The organism is Delftia sp. S65, assembly GCF_016516495.1.
Taxonomy (GTDB): domain Bacteria; phylum Pseudomonadota; class Gammaproteobacteria; order Burkholderiales; family Burkholderiaceae_C; genus Comamonas; species Comamonas acidovorans.
The window spans coordinates 1-19,957 of sequence record NZ_JACVUR010000044.1; the positions used below are offsets into that span (position 1 = coordinate 1).

20 protein-coding genes are annotated in these 19,957 nt (G+C 64.1%); 10 read left to right on the forward strand and 10 right to left on the reverse strand.

What is annotated here, in order from left to right:
- Positions 1–95: 95 nt before the first annotated feature.
- A complete protein-coding gene (locus tag IAE24_RS24945; RefSeq protein ID WP_012206656.1) occupies positions 96–422 on the reverse strand; it encodes a hypothetical protein in 327 nt (108 codons plus the stop codon).
- Positions 423–657: 235 nt separating this feature from the next.
- Here IAE24_RS24945 and aat point away from each other — a divergent pair, with 235 nt between their 5' ends.
- The 3 genes from aat (at position 658) to IAE24_RS24960 (ending at position 3,142) form a co-directional block, all read left to right on the forward strand.
- Complete coding sequence (gene aat, locus IAE24_RS24950; protein WP_063325907.1) at positions 658–1,443, forward strand: leucyl/phenylalanyl-tRNA--protein transferase; 786 nt, start codon at positions 658–660, stop codon at positions 1,441–1,443.
- Positions 1,440–2,189 (forward strand): arginyltransferase, encoded by a 750-nt coding sequence (locus IAE24_RS24955; protein ID WP_199962256.1) that lies wholly within the window; start codon positions 1,440–1,442, stop codon positions 2,187–2,189. Before aat ends, IAE24_RS24955 begins: the two co-directional genes overlap by 4 nt.
- Before the next feature lie 128 nt (positions 2,190–2,317).
- The gene (locus tag IAE24_RS24960; protein ID WP_013801509.1) at positions 2,318–3,142 is read left to right on the forward strand and encodes an IclR family transcriptional regulator; all 825 of its coding nucleotides are present in this window, start codon (positions 2,318–2,320) and stop codon (positions 3,140–3,142) included.
- Between the two features lie 110 nt (positions 3,143–3,252).
- On the opposite strand, the gene IAE24_RS24965 is transcribed toward IAE24_RS24960, so the two are convergent.
- The 7 genes from IAE24_RS24965 to IAE24_RS24995 form a co-directional block, all read right to left on the reverse strand.
- Positions 3,253–4,350 carry a serine hydrolase gene (locus tag IAE24_RS24965; RefSeq protein ID WP_013801508.1) on the reverse strand — a complete coding sequence of 366 codons (1,098 nt, stop codon included), beginning with the start codon at positions 4,348–4,350 and terminating at the stop codon, positions 3,253–3,255.
- A gap of 119 nt (positions 4,351–4,469) precedes the next feature.
- Positions 4,470–6,008 (reverse strand): 2-isopropylmalate synthase, encoded by a 1,539-nt coding sequence (locus tag IAE24_RS24970; RefSeq protein WP_012206661.1) that lies wholly within the window; start codon positions 6,006–6,008, stop codon positions 4,470–4,472.
- 99 nt (positions 6,009–6,107) lie between these two features.
- Complete coding sequence (gene leuA / locus IAE24_RS24975; protein ID WP_199962257.1) at positions 6,108–7,799, reverse strand: 2-isopropylmalate synthase; 1,692 nt, start codon at positions 7,797–7,799, stop codon at positions 6,108–6,110.
- Positions 7,800–8,025: 226 nt separating this feature from the next.
- Positions 8,026–8,859 (reverse strand): CDP-diacylglycerol--serine O-phosphatidyltransferase, encoded by an 834-nt coding sequence (pssA, locus tag IAE24_RS24980; RefSeq protein WP_012206663.1) that lies wholly within the window; start codon positions 8,857–8,859, stop codon positions 8,026–8,028.
- Between the two features lie 210 nt (positions 8,860–9,069).
- Positions 9,070–10,086, reverse strand: a complete 1,017-nt coding sequence (ilvC, locus tag IAE24_RS24985; RefSeq protein WP_012206664.1) for a ketol-acid reductoisomerase — start codon at positions 10,084–10,086, stop codon at positions 9,070–9,072.
- 72 nt (positions 10,087–10,158) lie between these two features.
- Positions 10,159–10,650 (reverse strand): acetolactate synthase small subunit, encoded by a 492-nt coding sequence (ilvN, locus tag IAE24_RS24990; RefSeq protein ID WP_012206665.1) that lies wholly within the window; start codon positions 10,648–10,650, stop codon positions 10,159–10,161.
- A gap of 154 nt (positions 10,651–10,804) precedes the next feature.
- Positions 10,805–12,586, reverse strand: coding sequence for an acetolactate synthase 3 catalytic subunit (locus IAE24_RS24995; RefSeq protein ID WP_043819761.1), 1,782 nt, complete (start codon positions 12,584–12,586; stop codon positions 10,805–10,807).
- A 277-nt stretch (positions 12,587–12,863) separates the two neighbouring features.
- On the opposite strand from IAE24_RS24995, the gene IAE24_RS25000 reads away from it, so the two are divergent.
- From IAE24_RS25000 to IAE24_RS25025, 6 genes are read left to right on the forward strand one after another with little or no spacing between them, the layout of a single operon-like run.
- Entirely contained in the window at positions 12,864–13,436 is a 573-nt protein-coding gene (locus IAE24_RS25000; RefSeq protein WP_199962258.1) for an RNA polymerase sigma factor, read from the forward strand.
- Entirely contained in the window at positions 13,433–13,891 is a 459-nt protein-coding gene (locus tag IAE24_RS25005) for a DUF3619 family protein (protein WP_192366408.1), read from the forward strand. Before IAE24_RS25000 ends, IAE24_RS25005 begins: the two co-directional genes overlap by 4 nt.
- A gap of 20 nt (positions 13,892–13,911) precedes the next feature.
- Entirely contained in the window at positions 13,912–14,763 is an 852-nt protein-coding gene (locus IAE24_RS25010) for a DUF3106 domain-containing protein (RefSeq protein WP_013801503.1), read from the forward strand.
- Positions 14,764–14,792: 29 nt separating this feature from the next.
- Positions 14,793–15,338, forward strand: coding sequence for an RDD family protein (locus tag IAE24_RS25015; RefSeq protein ID WP_034396055.1), 546 nt, complete (start codon positions 14,793–14,795; stop codon positions 15,336–15,338).
- Positions 15,339–15,378: 40 nt separating this feature from the next.
- Positions 15,379–15,792, forward strand: a complete 414-nt coding sequence (locus tag IAE24_RS25020; protein WP_043819740.1) for a diacylglycerol kinase — start codon at positions 15,379–15,381, stop codon at positions 15,790–15,792.
- Positions 15,789–16,382: a TIGR00730 family Rossman fold protein gene (locus IAE24_RS25025; RefSeq protein ID WP_012206672.1), complete on the forward strand. Its 594-nt coding sequence runs from the start codon at positions 15,789–15,791 to the stop codon at positions 16,380–16,382. Before IAE24_RS25020 ends, IAE24_RS25025 begins: the two co-directional genes overlap by 4 nt.
- Positions 16,383–16,483: 101 nt before the next feature.
- Here the strand turns inward: IAE24_RS25025 and IAE24_RS25030 are convergent, their stop codons facing one another.
- The gene (locus IAE24_RS25030) at positions 16,484–16,822 is read right to left on the reverse strand and encodes a P-II family nitrogen regulator (RefSeq protein ID WP_012206673.1); all 339 of its coding nucleotides are present in this window, start codon (positions 16,820–16,822) and stop codon (positions 16,484–16,486) included.
- A gap of 175 nt (positions 16,823–16,997) precedes the next feature.
- Positions 16,998–18,647 (reverse strand): NAD+ synthase, encoded by a 1,650-nt coding sequence (locus tag IAE24_RS25035; protein ID WP_199962259.1) that lies wholly within the window; start codon positions 18,645–18,647, stop codon positions 16,998–17,000.
- 86 nt (positions 18,648–18,733) lie between these two features.
- Between IAE24_RS25035 and IAE24_RS25040 the strand changes: the two genes are divergently transcribed.
- A complete protein-coding gene (locus tag IAE24_RS25040; protein ID WP_043819744.1) occupies positions 18,734–19,957 on the forward strand; it encodes a GNAT family N-acetyltransferase in 1,224 nt (407 codons plus the stop codon).

Sequence of the window (19,957 nt, forward strand, 5' to 3'; positions counted from 1 at the left end):
GCCGGACTGTTAATCCGTAGGTCCCTGGTTCGAGCCCAGGTTGAGGAGCCAGATGAAAAGCCCGCATGCCAACGCATGCGGGCTTTTTTGTTGGGTCAGGCTGCACGCACCATGCCCACGGTGGGCGTGTTCGGTGGCGATGGAGTTGCGGCGGGCTCCACGGTGACGGGCTTGCTGTGCCTGGCATGTGCGCGGCGCGAGACATGGGCAGCGCGGGATTGCTCGACACCCTCTTCCCATGCGCGCAGCTCTTCTTCCAGCCGTGCGGCACGTTCCGCATACATGTCAGCAGAGGACTTGTAGTACTCCGCGGCAATGGTGTGCTCGAGCATCGCCATGCGGGCTTCCTGCAGGTAGGCCCGGGTGCGACGGATATAGCGCGGCTCGGCAAGGCTTGCGCCAAAGATTTTGCTGAAAAACATCGCTCATCCTCCTTCGATGCCTTCACAGCGAAAGCCAAGCATCCGCAAGAAGACGGAACCAGCATAGCCCAAGCCTGCCAGACGGCACTGTCCCCTGGCGCGACAAGGCCGCGTAGGAGGTTCACTTACCCCGGCCAGGCGATGCCCTCGCATCCACGCAGCCCTCTTGCGCATGGTTTGTGCAAGACTGCGGCTGCAGAGAATACGAATCCATTTCCTCCGTCCGCACCCGATCATGTCCCATCCCCTCCCATGGCTCATCCCCCACCAGGCCTTCCCTCCTGTGGAAACGGCATGGGGCCCCAACGATCCCATCCCGGGCCTGCTGGCCGCAGGCGGCACGCTGGATGCGGCGCACCTGCGCATCGCCTACAGCCAGGGGATTTTTCCCTGGTTCAGCGAAGGCCAGCCCACGCTGTGGTGGTCGCCCGATCCCCGCATGGTGCTGCAGACATCGCAATTCCGGCTGCACCGCAGCCTGCGCAAGACATTGCAGCGCTTTCGCGCCACGCCGGGCTGCGAGATCCGCATCGACAGCGCGTTCGAGACCGTGATGCAGCACTGCGCCCAGACGGTGCGCCACGACCAGGATGGCACCTGGATCGTGCAGGAAATTCTTGACGCCTATGCCGATCTGCACCACCAGGGTGCAGCCCACAGCGTGGAGACCTGGGTGGACGGACGCCTCGTGGGCGGCCTGTATTGCGTGGCACTGGGCCGCGCCGTGTTTGGCGAATCCATGTTCGCGCATGCCACCGACGCATCCAAGATCGCGCTGGCGGCCCTGGTGGCGCTGTGCAGACACCAAGGCGCCGTGCAGATCGATTGCCAGCAGGCCACGCAGCATCTGGCCTCGCTGGGGGCGCGCGAAATGCCGCGCGCCCGGTTCCTGCAAACCGTGGCCGAGCAAAGCCAGCTGCCGCCCATGCGCTGGCAGTTCGAAAACGTATACTGGGACGCGTTGCTGCCACCGTCCGGCGAGGCTGGCGACACATCACCGGCTGCCGCCAGCACACCATGACGCACCCGAACGATCTTCCGCTGCAGGCCCTGCAGTTCTATGCCACCGCCGCCTACCCCTGCAGCTATCTCGATGGCCGGCTGGCGCGTTCGCAAGTGGCCACACCCAGCCACCTGATCCAGAACAGCGCCTATTCGGAGCTGGTTTCACTGGGTTTTCGCCGCAGCGGAATGTTCACCTACCGGCCGTATTGCGACGGATGCCGCGCCTGCGTGCCGATGCGCATCCTGGTCCATGACTTCCGCCCCGACCGCAGCCAGCGCCGCGCCGCCGCGCGCCACGCCAATCTCACGGCATCGATCCAGCGCCTGCACTACTCGAACGAGCACTACCAGCTGTACCTGCGCTACCAGCAAAGCCGCCACAGCGGCGGAGGCATGGACCATGACAGCGTGGACCAGTACACCCAGTTCCTGCTGCAAAGCCGCGTCAACTCGCGCCTTGTGGAGTTCCGCACGCCCGCAGCCGATGGCGGCATCGGCACGCTGAAGATGGTCTCCATCCTCGATGTGCTGGAAGACGGGCTGTCTGCCGTCTACACCTTCTACGAGCCCAACGACCCCGCCAGCTACGGCACCTTCAATGTGCTGTGGCAGATCGACCAGGCCCGATCCATGAGCCTGCCCTATGTCTACCTGGGCTACTGGATCGCCGACAGCCAGAAGATGAATTACAAGGCGCGCTTCCTGCCCCATGAAGTGCGCGTTGACGAGCGCTGGCAGCGAGTGGATCAGCTGCCGCGCTGATACAGCGTCACTCCACGCCTTTTCAGCGACATTTCTTATGCGCATAGCCGCTGTTTGCTGGCGGCACATATGCCGCCATGCCATGGCCGCCGCTAGAATGACCGAATGCCGAAACTCCACTCCGCCTCATGAAAAAAAACGATAACGCGGCCTCCCCCAAGCCCAGCGTCCAAGTCCTGGAACGCATGTTCACGTTGATCGACGTGTTGGCCTCGCGCGAGGAAGCGGTATCGCTCAAGGAGATCAGCGAGCGCACCGGCCTGCACCCCTCCACCACGCACCGCATCCTCAACGATCTGGCCATTGGCCGCTTTGTCGATCGCCCCGAATCGGGCAGCTACCGCCTGGGCATGCGCTTCCTGGAACTGGGCAATCTGGTCAAGGCCCGCCTGAGCGTGCGCGAAGCGGCCCTGATCCCCATGCGCCAGCTGCACAAGCAGATCCAGCAGCCGGTCAGCCTCAGCGTGCGCCAGGGCGATGAAATCGTCTATGTGGAACGCGCCTACAGCGAGCGCTCCGGCATGCAGGTGGTGCGCGCCATCGGCGGCCATGCGCCGCTGCACCTGACATCCAACGGCAAGCTGTTCCTGGCGGCCGACGATGCGCAACAGGTCCGCGCCTACGCCACGCGCACCGGCCTGCCCGGCAAGACGCACTTCAGCATCACGCGGCTGGCCGACATGGAAAACGAACTGGACAAGGTACGCCACCATGGCGTGGCCCGCGACAACGAAGAGCTGGAGTTGGGCGTGCGCTGCATGGCCGCCGGCATCTACGACGACCAGGGCAAGCTGGTGGCAGGCCTGTCCATCTCCGCTCCCGCCGACCGGCTGGACGAGAGCTGGATGTCCAAGCTCCAATCCACCGCACAGGAGATCTCGGGCGCCCTGGGCTTCAACGCAACCCGCCCGGCAGCACCGCCACCCAACCCCTACGCGCGCAGCAGCCACTGAACAGCCGTCGGCCCCATTGGCATTGGCCAGGGGCCATTGGCAACACAGTCCTCTGCCCCCAGAAACGACAAAGGCGCCATCGGCGCCTTTGTCGTGAGGGGAAAGAAAACTCAGCCCTTGACCTTGTGGATCATGGGATCGCCAGCCACCTGTCCCATGGACTCCACCCAGTGGCGCACGCGCTCGGCATCGCCGAGGCGGCTGAACTTTCCAGCCGAATCCAGGAAGACCATGATGATCTTGCGGCCAGCCACCTGCGCCTGCATGACCAGGCAGCGGCCTGCCTCGGAGATGTAGCCGGTCTTTTGCAGACCGATGTCCCAGGTGGGGCTCATCACCAGGCGGTTGGTGTTGTTGTACTGCAGCGTGCGGCGGCCCACGGCCACCTCATAGCCGGGCGAGGTGGTGTACTCGCGCACCAGCGGATCGCTGTGCGCCACATTGACGAGCACGGCCAGATCACGGGCGCTGGACTGGTTGCGACTGGACAGCCCGGTGGGCTCCACGTAGCGGGTATCGGTCATGCCCAGCAGACGGGCCTTGGCATTCATCTGCTGGACAAAGGCATCAAGGCCACCAGGGAAAGTGCGGCCCAGGGCATGGGCAGCGCGGTTTTCGCTGGACATCAGGGCCAGGTGCAGCATTTCACCGCGCGTGAGCGTGGTGCCGACGGCCAGACGCGAGCTGCTGCCCTTTTCGGTATCCACGTCGTCCTGCGTGATGGTGATGGTTTCATCCATCGGCAGATGGGCCTGGGAAATCAGCAGGCCGGTCATCAGCTTGGTCAACGAGGCGATGGGCAAGACGGCATGGTCGTTCTTGCTCAGCAACACCTCATGGGTGTCCTGATCTAGGACCAGGGCCACGCTGCTCTTGAGATCCAGAGGATCGGCCACCGCATGCAGACCGGCCATCTGGCCGAAGGACAGGCGTGGCTCGTAGGCAACGGCGCGAATGGGGCTGGCCACGCTGCGTGCAGCGACGCGGCTGGGCTGGCGCGCGCTCTTGGCAACGCGCTTGCCCTGGGGAGCGGCCGTGGCGCGCTCCTTCACCGCCTTCTTCTTGACAGGGGCCACGGCCACCTGTTTCTTGGCAACTTTCTTGGCGGGCGCGGCATATGCGCCCGGAGCAGCAAGAGCACAACTCAGGGCCAGAAAGGACATGACCTGAGCAAATCGACCGAGGCGGGCACGGCGTAGGGTGGGCATGAGAAATGCTCCAAGCAGCAAGAATTTGTGACTAGACCTTACATTAATCGAAAAAGTCGCACTGTGACAATAACTTGTGCGACTTTTCGATAATTTAAGTGAAATTATAAGGCGAGTGCTTACCCCTGCGCAGCCACGATCTCTGCATTGCTGTGTAATTTGTTCAACGCGCTCAGATAGGCCTTGGCAGAAGCCACGACGATGTCAGGGTCGGCGCCCACGCCGTTGACCACGCGCCCGCTGCGCTGCAGGCGAACGGTCACTTCGCCCTGGCTTTCGGTGGAGCCGCTGATGGCGTTGACCGAGTACAGCAGCATCTCGGCACCGCTCTTCACCTCGGATTCGATGGCCTTGAACGAGGCATCGACCGGGCCATTGCCGTCGGACTGGGCCTTGATCTCTCGGCCGTCGCGGCTGAACACCACCGACGCGTGTGGGCGCTCACCTGTCTCGCTTTGCTGGGCCAGCGAGATGAACTGGAAGGGGTCGGCCTGCTGATGCGCGTCCTGCTCGGTCACCAGGGCCAGGATGTCCTCGTCGAAGATCTCGCTCTTGCGGTCGGCCAGCTCCTTGAAGGCGGCGAAGGCGGTATTGATCGCGGCTTCGCTGTCCAGCTCCACGCCCAGCTCGTGCAGGCGCTGCTTGAAGGCGTTGCGGCCGCTGAGCTTGCCCAGCACGATCTTGTTGGCGCTCCAGCCCACGTCCTCGGCACGCATGATCTCGTAGGTGTCGCGCGCCTTGAGCACGCCGTCCTGGTGAATGCCGGAGGCGTGGGCGAAGGCGTTGGCCCCCACCACGGCCTTGTTGGGCTGCACCACGAAGCCGGTGGTCTGGCTGACCATGCGGCTGGCGGCCACGATGTGCAGGGCGTCGATGTTGACGTCCAGGCCAAAGTAGTCCTTGCGCGTCTTGATGGCCATCACCACCTCTTCCAGCGAGCAGTTGCCGGCGCGCTCACCCAGGCCATTGATGGTGCATTCGATCTGGCGGGCGCCGCCGAGCTTGACGCCGGCCAGCGAGTTGGCCACGGCCATGCCCAGATCGTTGTGGCAGTGCACGCTCCAGACCGCCTTGTCGCTATTGGGCACGCGCTCGCGCAGGTTCTTGATGAAGGCGCCGTAGAGCTCGGGAATGGCATAGCCCACGGTGTCGGGCACGTTGATCGTGGTTGCGCCCTCGGCGATCACGGTCTCGATGACGCGGCACAGGAAATCCGGGTCGCTGCGGTAGCCATCCTCCGGGCTGAACTCGATGTCGGCAATCAGGTTGCGCGCAAAGCGCACGGATTGGCGCGCCTGCTCCAGCACCTGCTCGGGCGTCATGCGCAGCTTTTTCTCCATGTGCAGCGCGCTGGTCGCAATGAAGGTGTGGATGCGCGCGCGGTTGGCGTCCTTCAGAGCTTCGGCCGCACGGGCGATGTCACGGTCATTGGCCCGCGCCAGCGAGCAGATGGTGGAGTCCTTGATGGCGCGTGCAATGGCCTGCACCGACTCGAAGTCACCGTTGGAGCTCGCCGCAAAACCGGCCTCGATCACATCGACCTTCAGCCGTTCGAGCTGGCGCGCGATGCGCAGCTTCTCGTCGCGGGTCATGGAGGCACCGGGCGACTGCTCGCCGTCACGCAAGGTGGTGTCGAAAATGATCAATTGGTCGGTCATGGGGAGTCTCGTCTTTCTTGTGGATGCGAAGCCCCTGCCCACGGGCAGGCGATGAAAAAAGCCGGTGCGCTTGTGGCTGCACCGGCTCGGGAACGAAATTCAGGCGGCGACCGCCTCCTGCGCCACCGCATTCTCGGCGGAGGGAACACGCTGCAAGCCCGACATGATGGCCCGGAACGAGGCAGAGACGATATTCGCATCGACCCCCACGCCGTAGCACACGTGGGACTCGTCCACGCGCAGTTCCACATAGGCGATGGCCTTGGCGTTGGCGCCTTCGCCAATGGCGTGCTCGGCATAGTCCAGCACTCGCACCGCGCGGCCGCTGTGCTCGCTCAGCGCCTGCACGAAGGCGTCGATCGGGCCCGTGCCCTCGGCCTCAATCGTGCGCTTGCCGCCCTCGACGGCCAGGTCGGCCGACAGGCTGACCACACCATCGTTCTCGCTCAGCCGGTAGTGCGGCGCCTGCACGGATTGCAGGCCGTATTCGCGCTGGAACAGATTCCACAGGTCGGCGGCAGCCAATTCCTTGCCGCTGGCATCCATCTCGCGCTGCACGACCTGGCTGAACTCGATCTGCAGGCGGCGCGGCAACTGGAGGCCATATTCGCTTTCAAGCAGATAGGCGATGCCGCCCTTGCCCGACTGGCTGTTGACGCGGATCACGGCCTCATAGCTGCGACCGAGGTCCTTGGGATCGATGGGCAGATAGGGCATGTCCCAGACGTCGCCTTCCTTGCGGTCGGCGAAGGCCTTCTTGATCGCATCCTGGTGCGAGCCAGAGAACGAGGTGTAGACCAGGTCGCCCACGTAGGGATGGCGCGGGTGCACGGGCAACTGGTTGCAATGCTCGACCGTGCTGCGGATGCCGTCGATATCGGAGAAATCCAGCCCGGGCGACACGCCCTGGATGTACATGTTCAGCGCCACGTTGACCACGTCGAGGTTGCCCGTGCGCTCGCCGTTGCCGAACAGGCAGCCTTCGAGGCGGTCGGCACCGGCCATCAGCGCGAGCTCGGCCGTCGCCGTGCCGGTGCCGCGATCGTTGTGGGGATGGACGGACAGCACGATGGAATCACGGCGCTGGATGTGGCGGTGCGTCCACTCCACCATGTCGGCAAACAGATTGGGCGTGGAATGCTCCACCGTGGTGGGCAGGTTGATGATGCACTTGCGCTCGGGCGTGGGCTGCCATACATCGGTGACGGCATCGATGACGCGCTTGGAAAACTCCAGTTCGGTGTCCGAATACATCTCGGGCGAATACTGGAAGGTCCATTGCGTCTGGGGGTAGCCGGCAGCGATCTCGTTGAACATGCGGGCATTGGTGGTGGCCAGCTCAACGATCTCGTCTTCGCTCATGTTCAACACCACGCGGCGCATCACGGGCGCGGTGGCGTTGTAGAGATGGACGATGGCACGGGGCACGCCTTCGAGCGCTTCGAAGGTACGGCGGATGAGGTGCTCGCGCGCCTGGGTCAGCACCTGGATGGTCACGTCATCGGGAATGCGGTTTTCCTCGATGAGCTTGCGCATGAAGTCGAACTCCACCTGCGAAGCGGAGGGAAAACCGACCTCGATCTCCTTGAAGCCGATCTTCACCAGCTGCTCGAACATGCGCATCTTGCGATCGATGTCCATGGGCTCGATCAACGCCTGGTTGCCATCGCGCAGATCCACGCTGCACCAGATCGGAGCCTTGGTAATCGTCGCGTCGGGCCAGCTGCGATTTTGCAGACGCACGGGAGCGAAAGCGAACGGACGGTACTTGGTCGAAGGGTTTTGCAACATGGCTGAAGTGCTTTCTATCGTCTAGGTAAAAACAAGACCCACCTGCTCCAGCGACCCCACAAATGCAAAACGGCCCGTCGCTGGTGCAAACGGGCCGTGAAAGTAGGTATGTACGCGCGCGCTACTGTCTCTGCCCGTTGGACATCAGTAGTAGAGCTAGCGACAGGTATTGCATTCGGACGACTTTAGCACAGGTTCACAAAGGCTGTGAAGATGCTGCGCCGCATCACTTGTGCAGGCCGCGCTCCTCGGGCTCGTCGGTCGAGGTGCTGATGACACTGGTGCGCTGGCCCTTGGCCTTGCGCCAGGCGTAGACGCCATAGCCCGAGAAACCGTAGAGCAGGAACACGCCGAACAGCACGATGGGCGGGTGGATGTTGATGATGGCAATGCCCAGCGCAATCAGCACGATGGCGGCAAACGGCACGCTCTTCTTGAAGTGCACGTCCTTGAAGCTGTAGAACGGCACATTGGTGACCATGGTCAGGCCCGCGTACAGCGTCAGGAAGAACATGATCCAGGTGATCTGCGTCCAGCTCAGCCAGGCATCCTGCCCGCGCAGCAGGCCCGCCTCGTCCAGCAGCCAGATGAAGCCCGTGACCAGCGCCGCCGCAGCAGGCGAAGGCAGGCCCTGGAACCAGCGCTTGTCCACCGTGCCGGTATTCACGTTGAAACGCGCCAGCCGCAGGGCGGCGCAGGCGCAATAGACAAAGGCGGCAATCCAGCCCCAGCGACCAATGCCCTTGAGCGCCCACTCATAGGCGATCAAGGCGGGAGCGGCGCCGAAGGACACCATGTCCGACAGCGAGTCCATCTGTTCGCCAAAGGCGCTTTGCGTATTGGTCATGCGTGCCACACGGCCGTCAAGGCTATCCAGCACCATGGCGCAGAACACACCTGCGGCAGCCAGTTCGAAGCGGCCGTTCATGGCCATCACGATGGCGTAGAAGCCACCGAACAGCGCAGCCAGCGTGAACAGGTTGGGCAGGATGTAGATACCCTTGCGGCGCTTGCGCACCACCACGCCCTCAATCTCGTTGGACTCATTGTGGTTTTGCATCAATCCAGCCTCCAGCACAGCGCCTACGGGCGCGGGCAGCTATTAAAACGATAGTATTCTAAGGGAGCGGACCGCGCCGCCCCGAAAGGGTCAGTGTACCTGCGTGCCGCACCCCTTCCCTGCACGAAAAAGGCCACCCGTCGGGGTGGCCTTGTCCTGCACCTTGCGTAGGCCGCTTGCGCGACCCAGGCAAGATGGAATGCAGCAATCTCAGTTGCGGCTCTGGTCAACCAGCTTGTTCTTGGAGATCCAGGGCATCATGGCGCGCAGCTGGCCACCAACCTTCTCGATGGCGTGGTCGGCGTTCATGCGGCGACGGGCCGTCATGCTCGGGTAGTTGGTGCGGCCTTCCTGGATGAACATCTTGGCGTATTCGCCGGTCTGGATGCGCTTGAGGGCAGCACGCATGGCTTCGCGCGACTTGTCGTTGATGACTTCGGTACCCGTCACGTACTCGCCGTATTCGGCGTTGTTCGAGATCGAGTAGTTCATGTTGGCGATGCCGCCTTCGTACATCAGGTCCACGATGAGCTTGAGCTCATGCAGGCACTCGAAGTAGGCCATTTCGGGAGCGTAGCCGGCTTCGGTCAGGGTCTCGAAGCCCATCTTCACCAGTTCCACCGCGCCGCCGCACAGAACGGCTTGCTCGCCGAACAGGTCGGTCTCGGTTTCTTCCTTGAAGTTGGTCTCGATGATGCCGCCCTTGCCGCCGCCGTTGGCCATGGCATAGGACAGGGCCAGGTCACGGGCCTTGCCGGACTTGTCCTGGTACACAGCGATCAGCGAAGGCACGCCGCCGCCCTTCAGGTACTCGGAACGCACGGTATGGCCAGGACCCTTGGGGGCGACCATGATCACGTCCAGATCGGCGCGGGGCACGACCTGGTTGTAGTGGATGTTGAAGCCGTGGGCAAAGGCCAGCGTGGCGCCTTGCTTGATGTTGGGGGCCACGTTGTTGTTGTAGACCTCGGGGATGTTCTCATCCGGCAGCAGGATCATGACCAGGTCGGCGGACTTCACGGCGTCATCGACTTCCGCGACGGTCAGGCCAGCCTTGGCGACCTTGTCCCAGGAAGCGCCGCCCTTGCGCAGGCCGACCACGACCTTCACGCCGCTTTCGTTCAGGTTTTGCGCGTGTGCGTGGCCCTGGCTGCCGTAGCCGATGATGGCAACGGTCTTGCCCTTGATCAGGCTCAGGTCACAGTCCTTGTCGTAGAAAACTTTCATGTTGGCTCCAGGCTTCGTGTGTGTAGGGGTTGAAAAGGGGAAGGGGACAGGTTTCAGGTGCGTTGCAGCGCATCAAACGCGCAGGATGCGTTCGCCGCGGCCGATGCCGCAGGAGCCGGTGCGCACGGTTTCCAGAATGGCCGTGCGGTCCAGCGCCTGCAGGAAGGCGTCGTTCTTGGATTGGTCGCCGGTCAGCTCGACCGTGTAGCTCTTTTCGGTCACGTCGATGATGCGGCCGCGGAAGATGTCCGCCATGCGCTTCATCTCCTCGCGTTCCTTGCCCACGGCGCGGACCTTGACCATCATGAGCTCGCGCTCGGTATAGGAGCCTTCGGTCAGGTCCACGACCTTGACGACTTCGATCAGGCGATTCAGGTGTTTGGTGATCTGCTCGATCACGTCTTCGGAGCCATTCGTCTGAATGGTCATGCGCGACAGCGATGCGTCTTCCGTGGGGGCCACGGTCAGCGATTCGATGTTGTAGCCGCGGGCCGAGAACAGGCCCACCACGCGCGACAAGGCTCCCGGCTCGTTTTCGAGCAGCACGGCAATGATGTGTTTCATGAAAGAAAGATTCCTCTTTTCGCTGCCCTCCCCCGGCGCCGGTAAACGTCGGGCTTGGCAGGCAATAGATTCGTCAAAGGGGCCGCCTCGAGGACGGCTCACTGGAACGGATGCGGCAGGAATGAACCCGGGCAGATCCCGCAAGGGACCATGCTCAGAGGTCGTCAGCTCCCAGCAGCATCTCGGTGATCCCACGGCCAGCCTGCACCATGGGGAACACATTCTCGGTGGGATCGGTACGGAAGTCCATGAACACCGTGCGATCCTTGAGCTTGCGTGCCTCGCGCAGGGCGGGTTCCACGTCCTCGGGGCGCTCGATCAGCATGCCCACGTGGCCATAGGCCTCGGCCAGCTTCACGAAGTTGGGCAGCGAGTCCATGTAGCTGCTGCTGTAGCGGCCCGAATACTCGATCTCCTGCCACTGGCGCACCATGCCCAGGTAGCGGTTGTTCAGCGACACCACCTTGACCGGCGTGTTGTACTGCAGGCAGGTAGCCAGCTCCTGGATATTCATCTGGATGGAGCCTTCACCCGTGATGCAGAACACCTCGGATTCAGGCTTGGCCAGCTTGATGCCCATGGCGTAGGGCAGGCCCACGCCCATGGTGCCCAGGCCGCCGGAGTTGATCCAGCGGCGCGGCTCGTCAAAGCGGTAGTACTGCGCGGCCCACATCTGGTGCTGGCCCACGTCGGACGTGATGTAGGCATCGGCGTCGCGGGTCATGTTCCACAGCGTCTCCACCACGTACTGCGGCTTGATGACCGAGCCATCGCCACGGCTGTACTGCAGGCAGTCGCGGCTGCGCCAGCCTTCGATGGTCTCCCACCATTGGCCCAGGGCCGCTGCGTCGGGACGGGCACTTGCCTCGCGGATCATGGAGATCAGCTCGGTCAGCACCTCCTTGACGTCGCCCACGATGGGCACGTCCACCTTCACGCGCTTGGAGATGGAAGAGGGATCGATGTCGATGTGGATGATCTTGCGCTCCACCGACATGAAATGCTTGGGGTTGCCGATCACGCGGTCATCGAAGCGTGCACCCACCGCCAGCAGCACGTCGCAGTTCTGCATGGCATTGTTGGCTTCGATGGTGCCGTGCATGCCCAGCATGCCCAGGAACTTGCGGTCGCTGGCCGGATAGGCGCCCAGGCCCAGCAGCGTATGCGTGACCGGGTAGCCCAGCATGTCCACCAGCGTGCGCAGCTCATTGCAGGCATTGCCCAGCAGAACACCGCCGCCCGTGTAGATGTAGGGTCGCTTGGCGGCCAGCAGCAACTGCAGCGCCTTGCGGATCTGGCCGGCATGGCCCTTGCGCACCGGGTTGTAGGAGCGCATCTCCACCTTCTCGGGGTAGCCGGCGTAGAGCGCCTTCTTGAAGGACACATCCTTGGGGATGTCCACCACCACGGGGCCGGGACGGCCGGTGCGCGCGATGTGGAAGGCCTTCTTCATCGTGTCCGCCAGCTCGCGCACATCCTTCACCAGGAAGTTGTGCTTGACGATGGGGCGGGTGATGCCGACGGTGTCGCATTCCTGGAACGCATCGGTGCCGATGTAGGCCGTCGAGGTCTGGCCGCTGATCACGACCAGGGGAATGGAATCGGTGTAGGCGGTGGCAATGCCGGTCACGGCGTTGGTCAAGCCGGGACCCGAGGTCACCAGGGCCACGCCGACTTCACCCGTGGCACGGGCAAAACCGTCTGCCGCATGCACGGCCGCCTGTTCATGGCGCACCAGCACATGCTGAATGGAATCTTGTTTGTAGAGGGCGTCGTAGATGTACAGAACCGCACCGCCCGGATAGCCCCAAAGCTGCTTGACACCTTCGGCCTGCAGGGACTTGACGAGGATCTCGGAGCCCATCAGCTCCTGGGATGCATGGGACTGCGACGCCGCTGCTGCCGCGCTGGAGTACTCGGCTTTGGAAATTTCCATGATCAACCTTTGTGAATTTCTCTAACGAAAAACCTTGGGTGCCCCTTGCCTGAAGCCCTTGTGAGGCCGGTGCGGGACTTAGGACCAACAGACATGGGCGAGTGAGTAAACGCCGGACCGTGACCCGTTTGCCTTTTTGAATTGCAGCAGACATTATCGCACTGCAACAAGCCTGCGCACCATCCTGCGAAAAAAATTGACAGTGCGGTGCGATAATCAGGCCCCGCACCCGTTCAGCCCCTCATCAACGAGCCCCTCATCCGGGCCTGCGTTCCTTTTGGCAACCGAGCAAGAACTATCCGACTTCCTCAAAAGCGTAGAAAAGCGAGCCTTCAAGCGCAGCTTTTTTCACGTCCGGGATGAGGAGGCGGCGCTGGACATCGTGCAGGACAGCATGCTCAAGCTGGCCCAGCACTATGGCGACAAGCCCATCAACGAGCTGCCCATGCTGTTCCAGCGCATCCTGTCCAACAGCACGCTGGACTGGTTTCGCAGGCAAAAAACGCAGAACGCCCTCTTCACCCGCATGAGCGACCTGGACGCGTCGGCCGGCGACGATGCGGACTTCGACTGGCTCGAAACCTATGCCGATTCCGGCCAGAACGGCGAAACCGCCCGCAGCGCCGAAGATCTGACCGAGCGGGCCCAGATTTTGCAAAGCATTGAAAAAGAGATACAGGAGCTTCCAGCACGTCAACGCGAAGCTTTCCTGATGCGTTATTGGGAAGAGATGGACGTCGCGGAGACCGCTGCCGCGATGGGGTGTTCCGAAGGAAGTGTAAAAACACATTGTTTCCGCGCCATCCAGACATTGAGCAAGGCACTGAAGGCCAAAGGAATCGAGCTATGAAGACTGCGCCCACTCTCACTCTCCACAGCGAAATGGCGGCCGACCGCATCGCACGCCGGATCACCGCGCGCCTGGGTGATGGCGAGGCGTTGCTGCCATACGACATCACCGAGCGGCTGCGCGCTGGGCGCGAGCGCGCCCTGTCCGTTCGCCGGCGCGAGCTGCGCGCTGCACCGCTGCAGACCGCCAGCGCAACCCAGGGCCAGGGCGGCACGCTGACACTGGGCTCCGGCGACGAGGGCGGCACCTGGTGGCGCGCGCTGATCTCGGCCGTGCCGGTGCTGGCGTTGATCGTTGGCCTGGTGGTCGTCAACGTGCAGACGGACCAGACAGGTCTGACCGAGGTTGCCGAGGTGGATACCGCCTTGCTGACCGATGATCTGCCGCCCGCCGCCTACGCCGACCCCGGCTTCATCCAGTACCTGAAGACTTCGGCCACCAACACGGAACGCTGATCCCCGCCTTGCCTGCCTGCATGCCCACTGATTCACGCGCCGCGTTCCACCGCTCAGCCGCCGCCATCCTGGCGGCGGTGCTGTTGATGGCGCTGGCCTGGACCGGCTGGCGCGTCGTGCAGCAGGTACGGCTGGCACCCAGCACCGTCTCGCCGGCCACGATCGCAGCCTCCAAGACCCTGCACGGTGATGCAGCCACGCGCCAGCGCGCCACGGACCTGGCCTCCGGCCCGCGCTGGGCAGAGCTGACACCGGCGCAGAGCAGCGTGCTTGAACCCCTGTCCGAGCGCTGGTCCATGATGGATGCGCTGCAAAAGCGCCGCTGGATGGCGCTGGCCGAGGGCTGGGACAAGCTCAGTGAAAAAGAGCAGGAAAAGCTGCGCGATCGCATGCAGACCTGGTCCAGCCTCAGCGCCCAGCAGCGCAGCCAGGCCCGCCTGAATTTCGCCCTGACCAACCGCCTGGCCACGGACAAGCGCGCCCAGTGGGAGGCCTACCAGGCGCTCAGCGACGAGGAAAAACGCCTGCTGGCCGCGCGCGCCGCGCCCAAGGCCAAGGGCGCCGCCACCGCCATAGAGCCCGTGGCCCCCAAGCGGCTGGCGCGGATTCCTGCGGCCTCGGTGGCTCCGGCCACCATTCCGAATCCGCCGAAGATTCCGCCCGCCACCATCTACAACCCGCCGCTTCCGGTACCCCCTGCCCCATCCCCTGCGGCCGTGGAAACCCATCCCGTGCGCCCGCCGGCGCTGGTGGAGACGGCGCCGGTGGAAGTGCCCTCGGCCACGCCCATGCCTTTGCCGCCCATGGAACTGCATGACAGCCCCGATGCTGCATCCCAGCCATCGCACGGCGAAGCGCCCCTCTCGCATTGACGCACTGACGCACCGATCTCCCCGTCCGCATGACGAACGCCACATCCCCCGCCTCCACCACGGCAGCCGCAATCGCAGCCTCCCCACAGATGGCGCCGCGACTGGCGCGGCGCATGGCCTGCTGGCTCTACGAGGGCATGCTGCTGTTCGGCGTGGTCTTCATTGCAGGCTATCTGTTCGGCACCCTGTCGCAGACACGCAATGCCATGGACAACCGCCATGCGCTGCAGGCCTTCATGTTCGTGGTGCTGGGCATCTATTTCGTCTGGTTCTGGTCCAAGGGCCAGACGCTGGCCATGAAGACCTGGCACATCCGCCTGGTGGATGCGGCAGGCCAGCCCGTCAGCCAGTTGCGCGCACTGCGGCGCTATGTGTTCAGCTGGATCTGGCTGCTGCCGCCGCTGGCGGCTTACTCGACCGGCGTGCCTGCACTGACCACGCTGATGCTGCTGGTGCTGTGGGTGGCGCTCTGGGCACTTCTGAGCCGCTTTCATCCGCGCCGCCAGTTCTGGCATGACGCATGGGCTGGCACCCAATTGATCCATCAGGCACCGGCACCCAGGAAAAAGCGCTGACAGGCCCAGAGGCAGCGTCGCATCTCCTACACTCGCAAGCATGCCCGCCGCATCTCCCGACCCGACCGACAGTGCACCTGTCAATCCCCAGAAAAGCCGCACAGGCCTGACGCGTGTCTGGCACGCAGCAGGCTATTCGCTCTCAGGCCTTCGCGCCGGATGGAATGAAAAAGCCTTCCGCCAGGAAGCGCTGGCCGCCATCGTGCTGATCCCTGCCGCCTTCTGGCTGGGAAGCAGCTGGATCGAGGTCGCACTGCTGGCGGGCACGGTCTTGCTGGTGCTGATCGTGGAGCTGCTCAACAGCGGCATCGAGGCCGTGGTCGATCGCATAGGCCCCGAATGGCACGTTCTGTCCAAGCAGGCCAAGGACATGGGCAGCGCGGCCGTGATGCTGGCGCTGCTGCTGTGCGCCGGCGTCTGGCTGGCCGCCCTCTATCAACGGTTCATTGCATGACAAATCCCACGTTTTCCATTTGTGTGTATTGCGGCTCGCGCCCCGGCGACCAGCCCGGATTCATCGAGGCGGCCCGCGCCACCGGCCGCTGGATCGGCGAGCACGGCGGCCAGCTGGTCTATGGAGGCGGCCGCAGCGGCCTGATGGGCGAGGTGGCCGAGGCCACACGGCAGGCCGGCGGCCGCGTCGTGGGCGTGATCCCGCAGGCGCTGGTGGACAAGGAACTGGCCAACCATGCCTGCGATGAACTGCACATCGTCCAGACCATGCACGAGCGCAAGGCCATGATGGCCGAGCGCAGCGATGCCTTCGTCGCCCTGCCCGGCGGCATAGGCACCTTCGAGGAATTGTTCGAGGTCTGGACCTGGCGCCAGCTGCGCTACCACGACAAGCCCATCGGCCTGCTCAATGTGGATGGCTACTACGACAGCATGCTGCAGTTCCTGCAGACCTGCGTGGGCCATGGCTTCATGGGTGAGTGGCAGATGGGACTGATCGAAAGCGGCAGCGACATCCCCACGCTGCTGCAATCCCTGGTGCAGAACGCCGGCACGGGCCTGGAGACTGCGCCCTTGCGCGCCGTGATCTGAACAGCAGCGGAAACGGAAACGGCCATCCTTGAGAGGATGGCCGCCAGCGTCCAGATATCAGGAATGCAGGGCGCCGAATGCGCCCTGCCCTGCTCTCGGACTCAAATGGCTCCGTCGTCGAGCTCGCCGGTACGGATGCGCACCACGCGCTCCACGGCCGTGACGAAGATCTTGCCGTCACCGATCTTGCCCGTACGCGCCACGTTGACGATGGCGTCCACGCAGCGGTCCACGTCCTCGGTGCGGACCACGACCTCGATCTTCACCTTGGGCAGGAAGTCCACCACGTACTCAGCACCGCGGTAAAGCTCGGTATGGCCCTTCTGGCGGCCAAAGCCCTTGACCTCGGTGACGGTCAGGCCGTTGACGCCGCAGTCGGCCAGCGCCTCGCGGACCTCTTCCAGCTTGAACGGCTTGATGATGGCGGTGATCATTTTCATGGGGTGAACTCCTAGGTATTACAAATGTGAGGGCCACACAAGATCGGCAAGACCCAAGTCACTGGCGCGCCCCAAAGTCAGGGACAGCGAGCAAGGGCAGCCCCGCAGCGAGGCTGTCGTCTCCCCCGCGAAGCGAGAGGGGGAAGGCGCGAAGCGACTCAGGGGGATATTCATTTCAAGCGCGAAAGCGGTTGGTGATGGGGTAGCGCCAATCCTTGCCGAAGCTGCGGCGCGTCAGTCGCGGCCCCACGGGCGCCTGGCGGCGTTTGTACTCGTTGATCTGGATCAGGCGCGTCACTCGCTCCACATCGGCGCTGGCGTATCCGTCGGCCACGATGGAGGCGATGCTTTCGTTATTTTCCATGTAACGGCGCACGATGGCATCGAGCACCTCATAAGCGGGCAGGCTGTCCTGGTCTTTCTGGTCAGGGCGCAGTTCGGCGCTGGGCGGGCGCGTGATGATGCGTTCCGGGATGGGGTCCAGACCTGTGCCGAACGGATCGTTGGCATTGCGCCAGCGCGCCAGAGCAAAGACTTCGGTCTTGAGCACGTCCTTGATCACCGCAAAGCCGCCCGCCATGTCGCCATAGAGCGTGCAGTAGCCGGTGGACATCTCACTCTTGTTGCCTGTGGTCAGCACCACGGAGCCGAACTTGTTTGACAGGCCCATCAGCAGGGTGCCGCGGATGCGGGCCTGCAGGTTTTCTTCGGTCGTGTCCTCGGCGCGGCCCGCGAAGGCCGGGGCCAGGGCGGCCTTGAAGGCTTCGAACTGGGGCGCGATGGAGATTTCGTCATAGCGCACGCCCACGCGCTCTGCCATGTCACGCGCGTCGATCCAGCTGATGTCGGCCGTATAGGGCGAAGGCATCATCACCGTATGCACCTTGTCCGCTCCCAGGGCATCGACTGCAATCGCCAGCACCAGGGCCGAGTCGATACCGCCCGACAGGCCCAGCAGGGCGCCGGGGAAACGGTTCTTGCCCACGTAGTCGCGCACGGCCAGCACCAGGGCGGACCACAGCGCCGGCAGGTGCCCTGGCTGCGCAATCACCTCGCCGACCAGCACCAGCGCATGCCCGCCCGTGCGGACCTCCACCCGCGGCAAGGCCTCGGCAAAGGCCGGCGCGCGCGCGGCAATGGAGCCGTCCGCCTGCACGGCAAAGGAGCTGCCATCAAAGACGATTTCATCCTGGCCGCCGACCAGATGTGCGTAGACCAGGGGCAGGCCGGTCTCGCACGCACGCGCGGCCAGCGTGGCTTCGCGTTCGGCCTGCTTGCCCTCATGAAAGGGCGAGGCATTGATCACGGCCAGCAATTGCGCACCGGCCTGGGCGGCGGCGCGTGCGGGTTCGGGATGCCAGGCGTCCTCGCAGATCAGCAGGCCCACGCGCACACCCTGCACTTCGATCACGCAGGGCGATTGGCCGGCCACAAAGTAGCGCTGCTCGTCGAACACGCCGTAGTTGGGCAGGCATTGCTTGGCATGGCTGCATTCCACGCGCCCATCGCGCAGCACGCTGGCCGCATTGCGCAACGCGCCAACGGCGCCCTGGTCGCGCCAGGGATGGCCCAGCACCAGCGCCAGGCCCGGCCATTGCGCGGTCTCCAGCGCAAGCTGCTGCACGGCCTGGTCGCAGGCATCCAGAAAGGCGGGGCGCAGATACAGGTCTTCGGCCGCATAGCCGCACAGGGCAAGCTCGGGCGTCAGCAGCAAGCGTGCTCCCGTGGCATAAGCTTCACGGGCTGCGGCAATGATTTTCTGGACATTGCCGGGCAGGTCGCCCACGACAAAGTTGAGCTGGGCAGTGCAGATGGAGAGCGTCATGGAATGCAATGGAGCCAACAGGGCCGACAAGGCCACCCCACAGCGAAAGGCGGCAGCGCGCGTCACACCGGCCTGCAAGGAATGGCATGGCTGAAACCGCAATTATCACCCGCGTGCTGGACAGCGTGCAGCAGCTCGATGCCCAGGCCTGGAATGCGCTGCTGGCATCGCAGGCCGCGCCCACTCCCTTCATGCGCCACGAGTACCTGAGCGCGCTGGAATCCAGCGGCAGCGCCGTGCCGCAAACCGGCTGGGCCGGCCGCGTGGTCACGCTCTGGCAGGGCGGCGAGCTGGTCGCCGCCTGCCCGGTCTACGCCAAGGCGCACTCCTATGGCGAGTACGTGTTCGACTTTGCCTGGGCACGTGCCTACGCCCAGCATGGGCTGGACTACTACCCCAAGGGCGTGCTGGCCGTGCCTTTCACGCCCGTGCCGGGCAGCCGCCTGCTGGCGCGCACGCCCTTGCTGCGTGCAGCCCTGGTGCGCGCGGTGCGCGAATGGGCCCAGGCGCAGCAGCTGTCTTCGCTGCACCTGCTGTTCAGCGATGCAGAGGATCTGGCAGCCTGCGATGCCGACGGCTGGATGCAGCGCAGCACCGTGCAGTTCCACTGGACCAACCAGGGCGCCGATGGCGCCGGGCACGGCGATTTCGAACACTTTCTGGCGACGCTGAACCAGGAAAAGCGCAAGAAGATACGCCAGGAAAGGCGCAAGGTGCATGAGGCCGGCGTGCGCTTTCGCGCCCTGCACGGGCCGGACATGAGCGCACAGGACTGGGCCTTTTTCTACCGCTGCCACGAGCGAACCTACCTGGAGCATGGCAACGCCCCGTACCTCGAACCGGCCTTCTTCGAGGCCATGGCGCGCCAGATGCCCGAGGCCTGGCTGATGTTCATCGCCGAGCGCGACGGCCAGCCCATGGCCTGCAGCCTGATCGCGCTGGATGCTGCGGCCGCAAGGCTGTCAGCGGGCCATCCAGGCGGACGCGCCCACGCGCCGCAGACCCCGCAGGGAACGGCCTACGGCCGCTACTGGGGTGCACTGGAGCGCGTGGATTGCCTGCATTTCGAGGCCTGCTACTACCAGCCCATCGCCTGGTGCATAGAACGCGGCATTGCGCATTTCGAGGGAGGTGCCCAGGGCGAGCACAAGATGGCGCGGGCGCTGCTGCCCGTGGTCACCCCCAGCGCCCACTGGATTGCCCACCCGTCCTTTGCCGATGCCATCTCGCGCTTTCTGGACCGCGAGGGCGAGGGCATGGCCGGATATCTGCAGGAGCTGCAGGCCCACAGCCCGCTGCGCCAAGGGTAG

What these genes read in the sequence shown, in the direction of transcription:
- IAE24_RS25035 (WP_199962259.1), bottom strand. Translation starts at nt 18,647, where the DNA reads ATGACGCTCTCCATCTGCACTGCCCAGCTCAACTTTGTCGTGGGCGAC.
- IAE24_RS24995 (WP_043819761.1), bottom strand. Translation starts at nt 12,586, where the DNA reads ATGGAAATTTCCAAAGCCGAGTACTCCAGCGCGGCAGCAGCGGCGTCG.
- IAE24_RS24970 (WP_012206661.1), bottom strand. Translation starts at nt 6,008, where the DNA reads ATGACCGACCAATTGATCATTTTCGACACCACCTTGCGTGACGGCGAG.
- ilvN (WP_012206665.1), bottom strand. Translation starts at nt 10,650, where the DNA reads ATGAAACACATCATTGCCGTGCTGCTCGAAAACGAGCCGGGAGCCTTG.
- aat (WP_063325907.1), top strand. Translation starts at nt 658, where the DNA reads ATGTCCCATCCCCTCCCATGGCTCATCCCCCACCAGGCCTTCCCTCCT.
- IAE24_RS24945 (WP_012206656.1), bottom strand. Translation starts at nt 422, where the DNA reads ATGTTTTTCAGCAAAATCTTTGGCGCAAGCCTTGCCGAGCCGCGCTAT.
- IAE24_RS25025 (WP_012206672.1), top strand. Translation starts at nt 15,789, where the DNA reads ATGACAAATCCCACGTTTTCCATTTGTGTGTATTGCGGCTCGCGCCCC.
- IAE24_RS25030 (WP_012206673.1), bottom strand. Translation starts at nt 16,822, where the DNA reads ATGAAAATGATCACCGCCATCATCAAGCCGTTCAAGCTGGAAGAGGTC.
- IAE24_RS24960 (WP_013801509.1), top strand. Translation starts at nt 2,318, where the DNA reads ATGAAAAAAAACGATAACGCGGCCTCCCCCAAGCCCAGCGTCCAAGTC.
- IAE24_RS25040 (WP_043819744.1), top strand. Translation starts at nt 18,734, where the DNA reads ATGGCTGAAACCGCAATTATCACCCGCGTGCTGGACAGCGTGCAGCAG.
- IAE24_RS24955 (WP_199962256.1), top strand. Translation starts at nt 1,440, where the DNA reads ATGACGCACCCGAACGATCTTCCGCTGCAGGCCCTGCAGTTCTATGCC.
- IAE24_RS25010 (WP_013801503.1), top strand. Translation starts at nt 13,912, where the DNA reads ATGCCCACTGATTCACGCGCCGCGTTCCACCGCTCAGCCGCCGCCATC.
- pssA (WP_012206663.1), bottom strand. Translation starts at nt 8,859, where the DNA reads ATGCAAAACCACAATGAGTCCAACGAGATTGAGGGCGTGGTGGTGCGC.
- IAE24_RS25015 (WP_034396055.1), top strand. Translation starts at nt 14,793, where the DNA reads ATGACGAACGCCACATCCCCCGCCTCCACCACGGCAGCCGCAATCGCA.
- IAE24_RS25005 (WP_192366408.1), top strand. Translation starts at nt 13,433, where the DNA reads ATGAAGACTGCGCCCACTCTCACTCTCCACAGCGAAATGGCGGCCGAC.
- ilvC (WP_012206664.1), bottom strand. Translation starts at nt 10,086, where the DNA reads ATGAAAGTTTTCTACGACAAGGACTGTGACCTGAGCCTGATCAAGGGC.
- IAE24_RS25020 (WP_043819740.1), top strand. Translation starts at nt 15,379, where the DNA reads ATGCCCGCCGCATCTCCCGACCCGACCGACAGTGCACCTGTCAATCCC.
- leuA (WP_199962257.1), bottom strand. Translation starts at nt 7,799, where the DNA reads ATGTTGCAAAACCCTTCGACCAAGTACCGTCCGTTCGCTTTCGCTCCC.
- IAE24_RS24965 (WP_013801508.1), bottom strand. Translation starts at nt 4,350, where the DNA reads ATGCCCACCCTACGCCGTGCCCGCCTCGGTCGATTTGCTCAGGTCATG.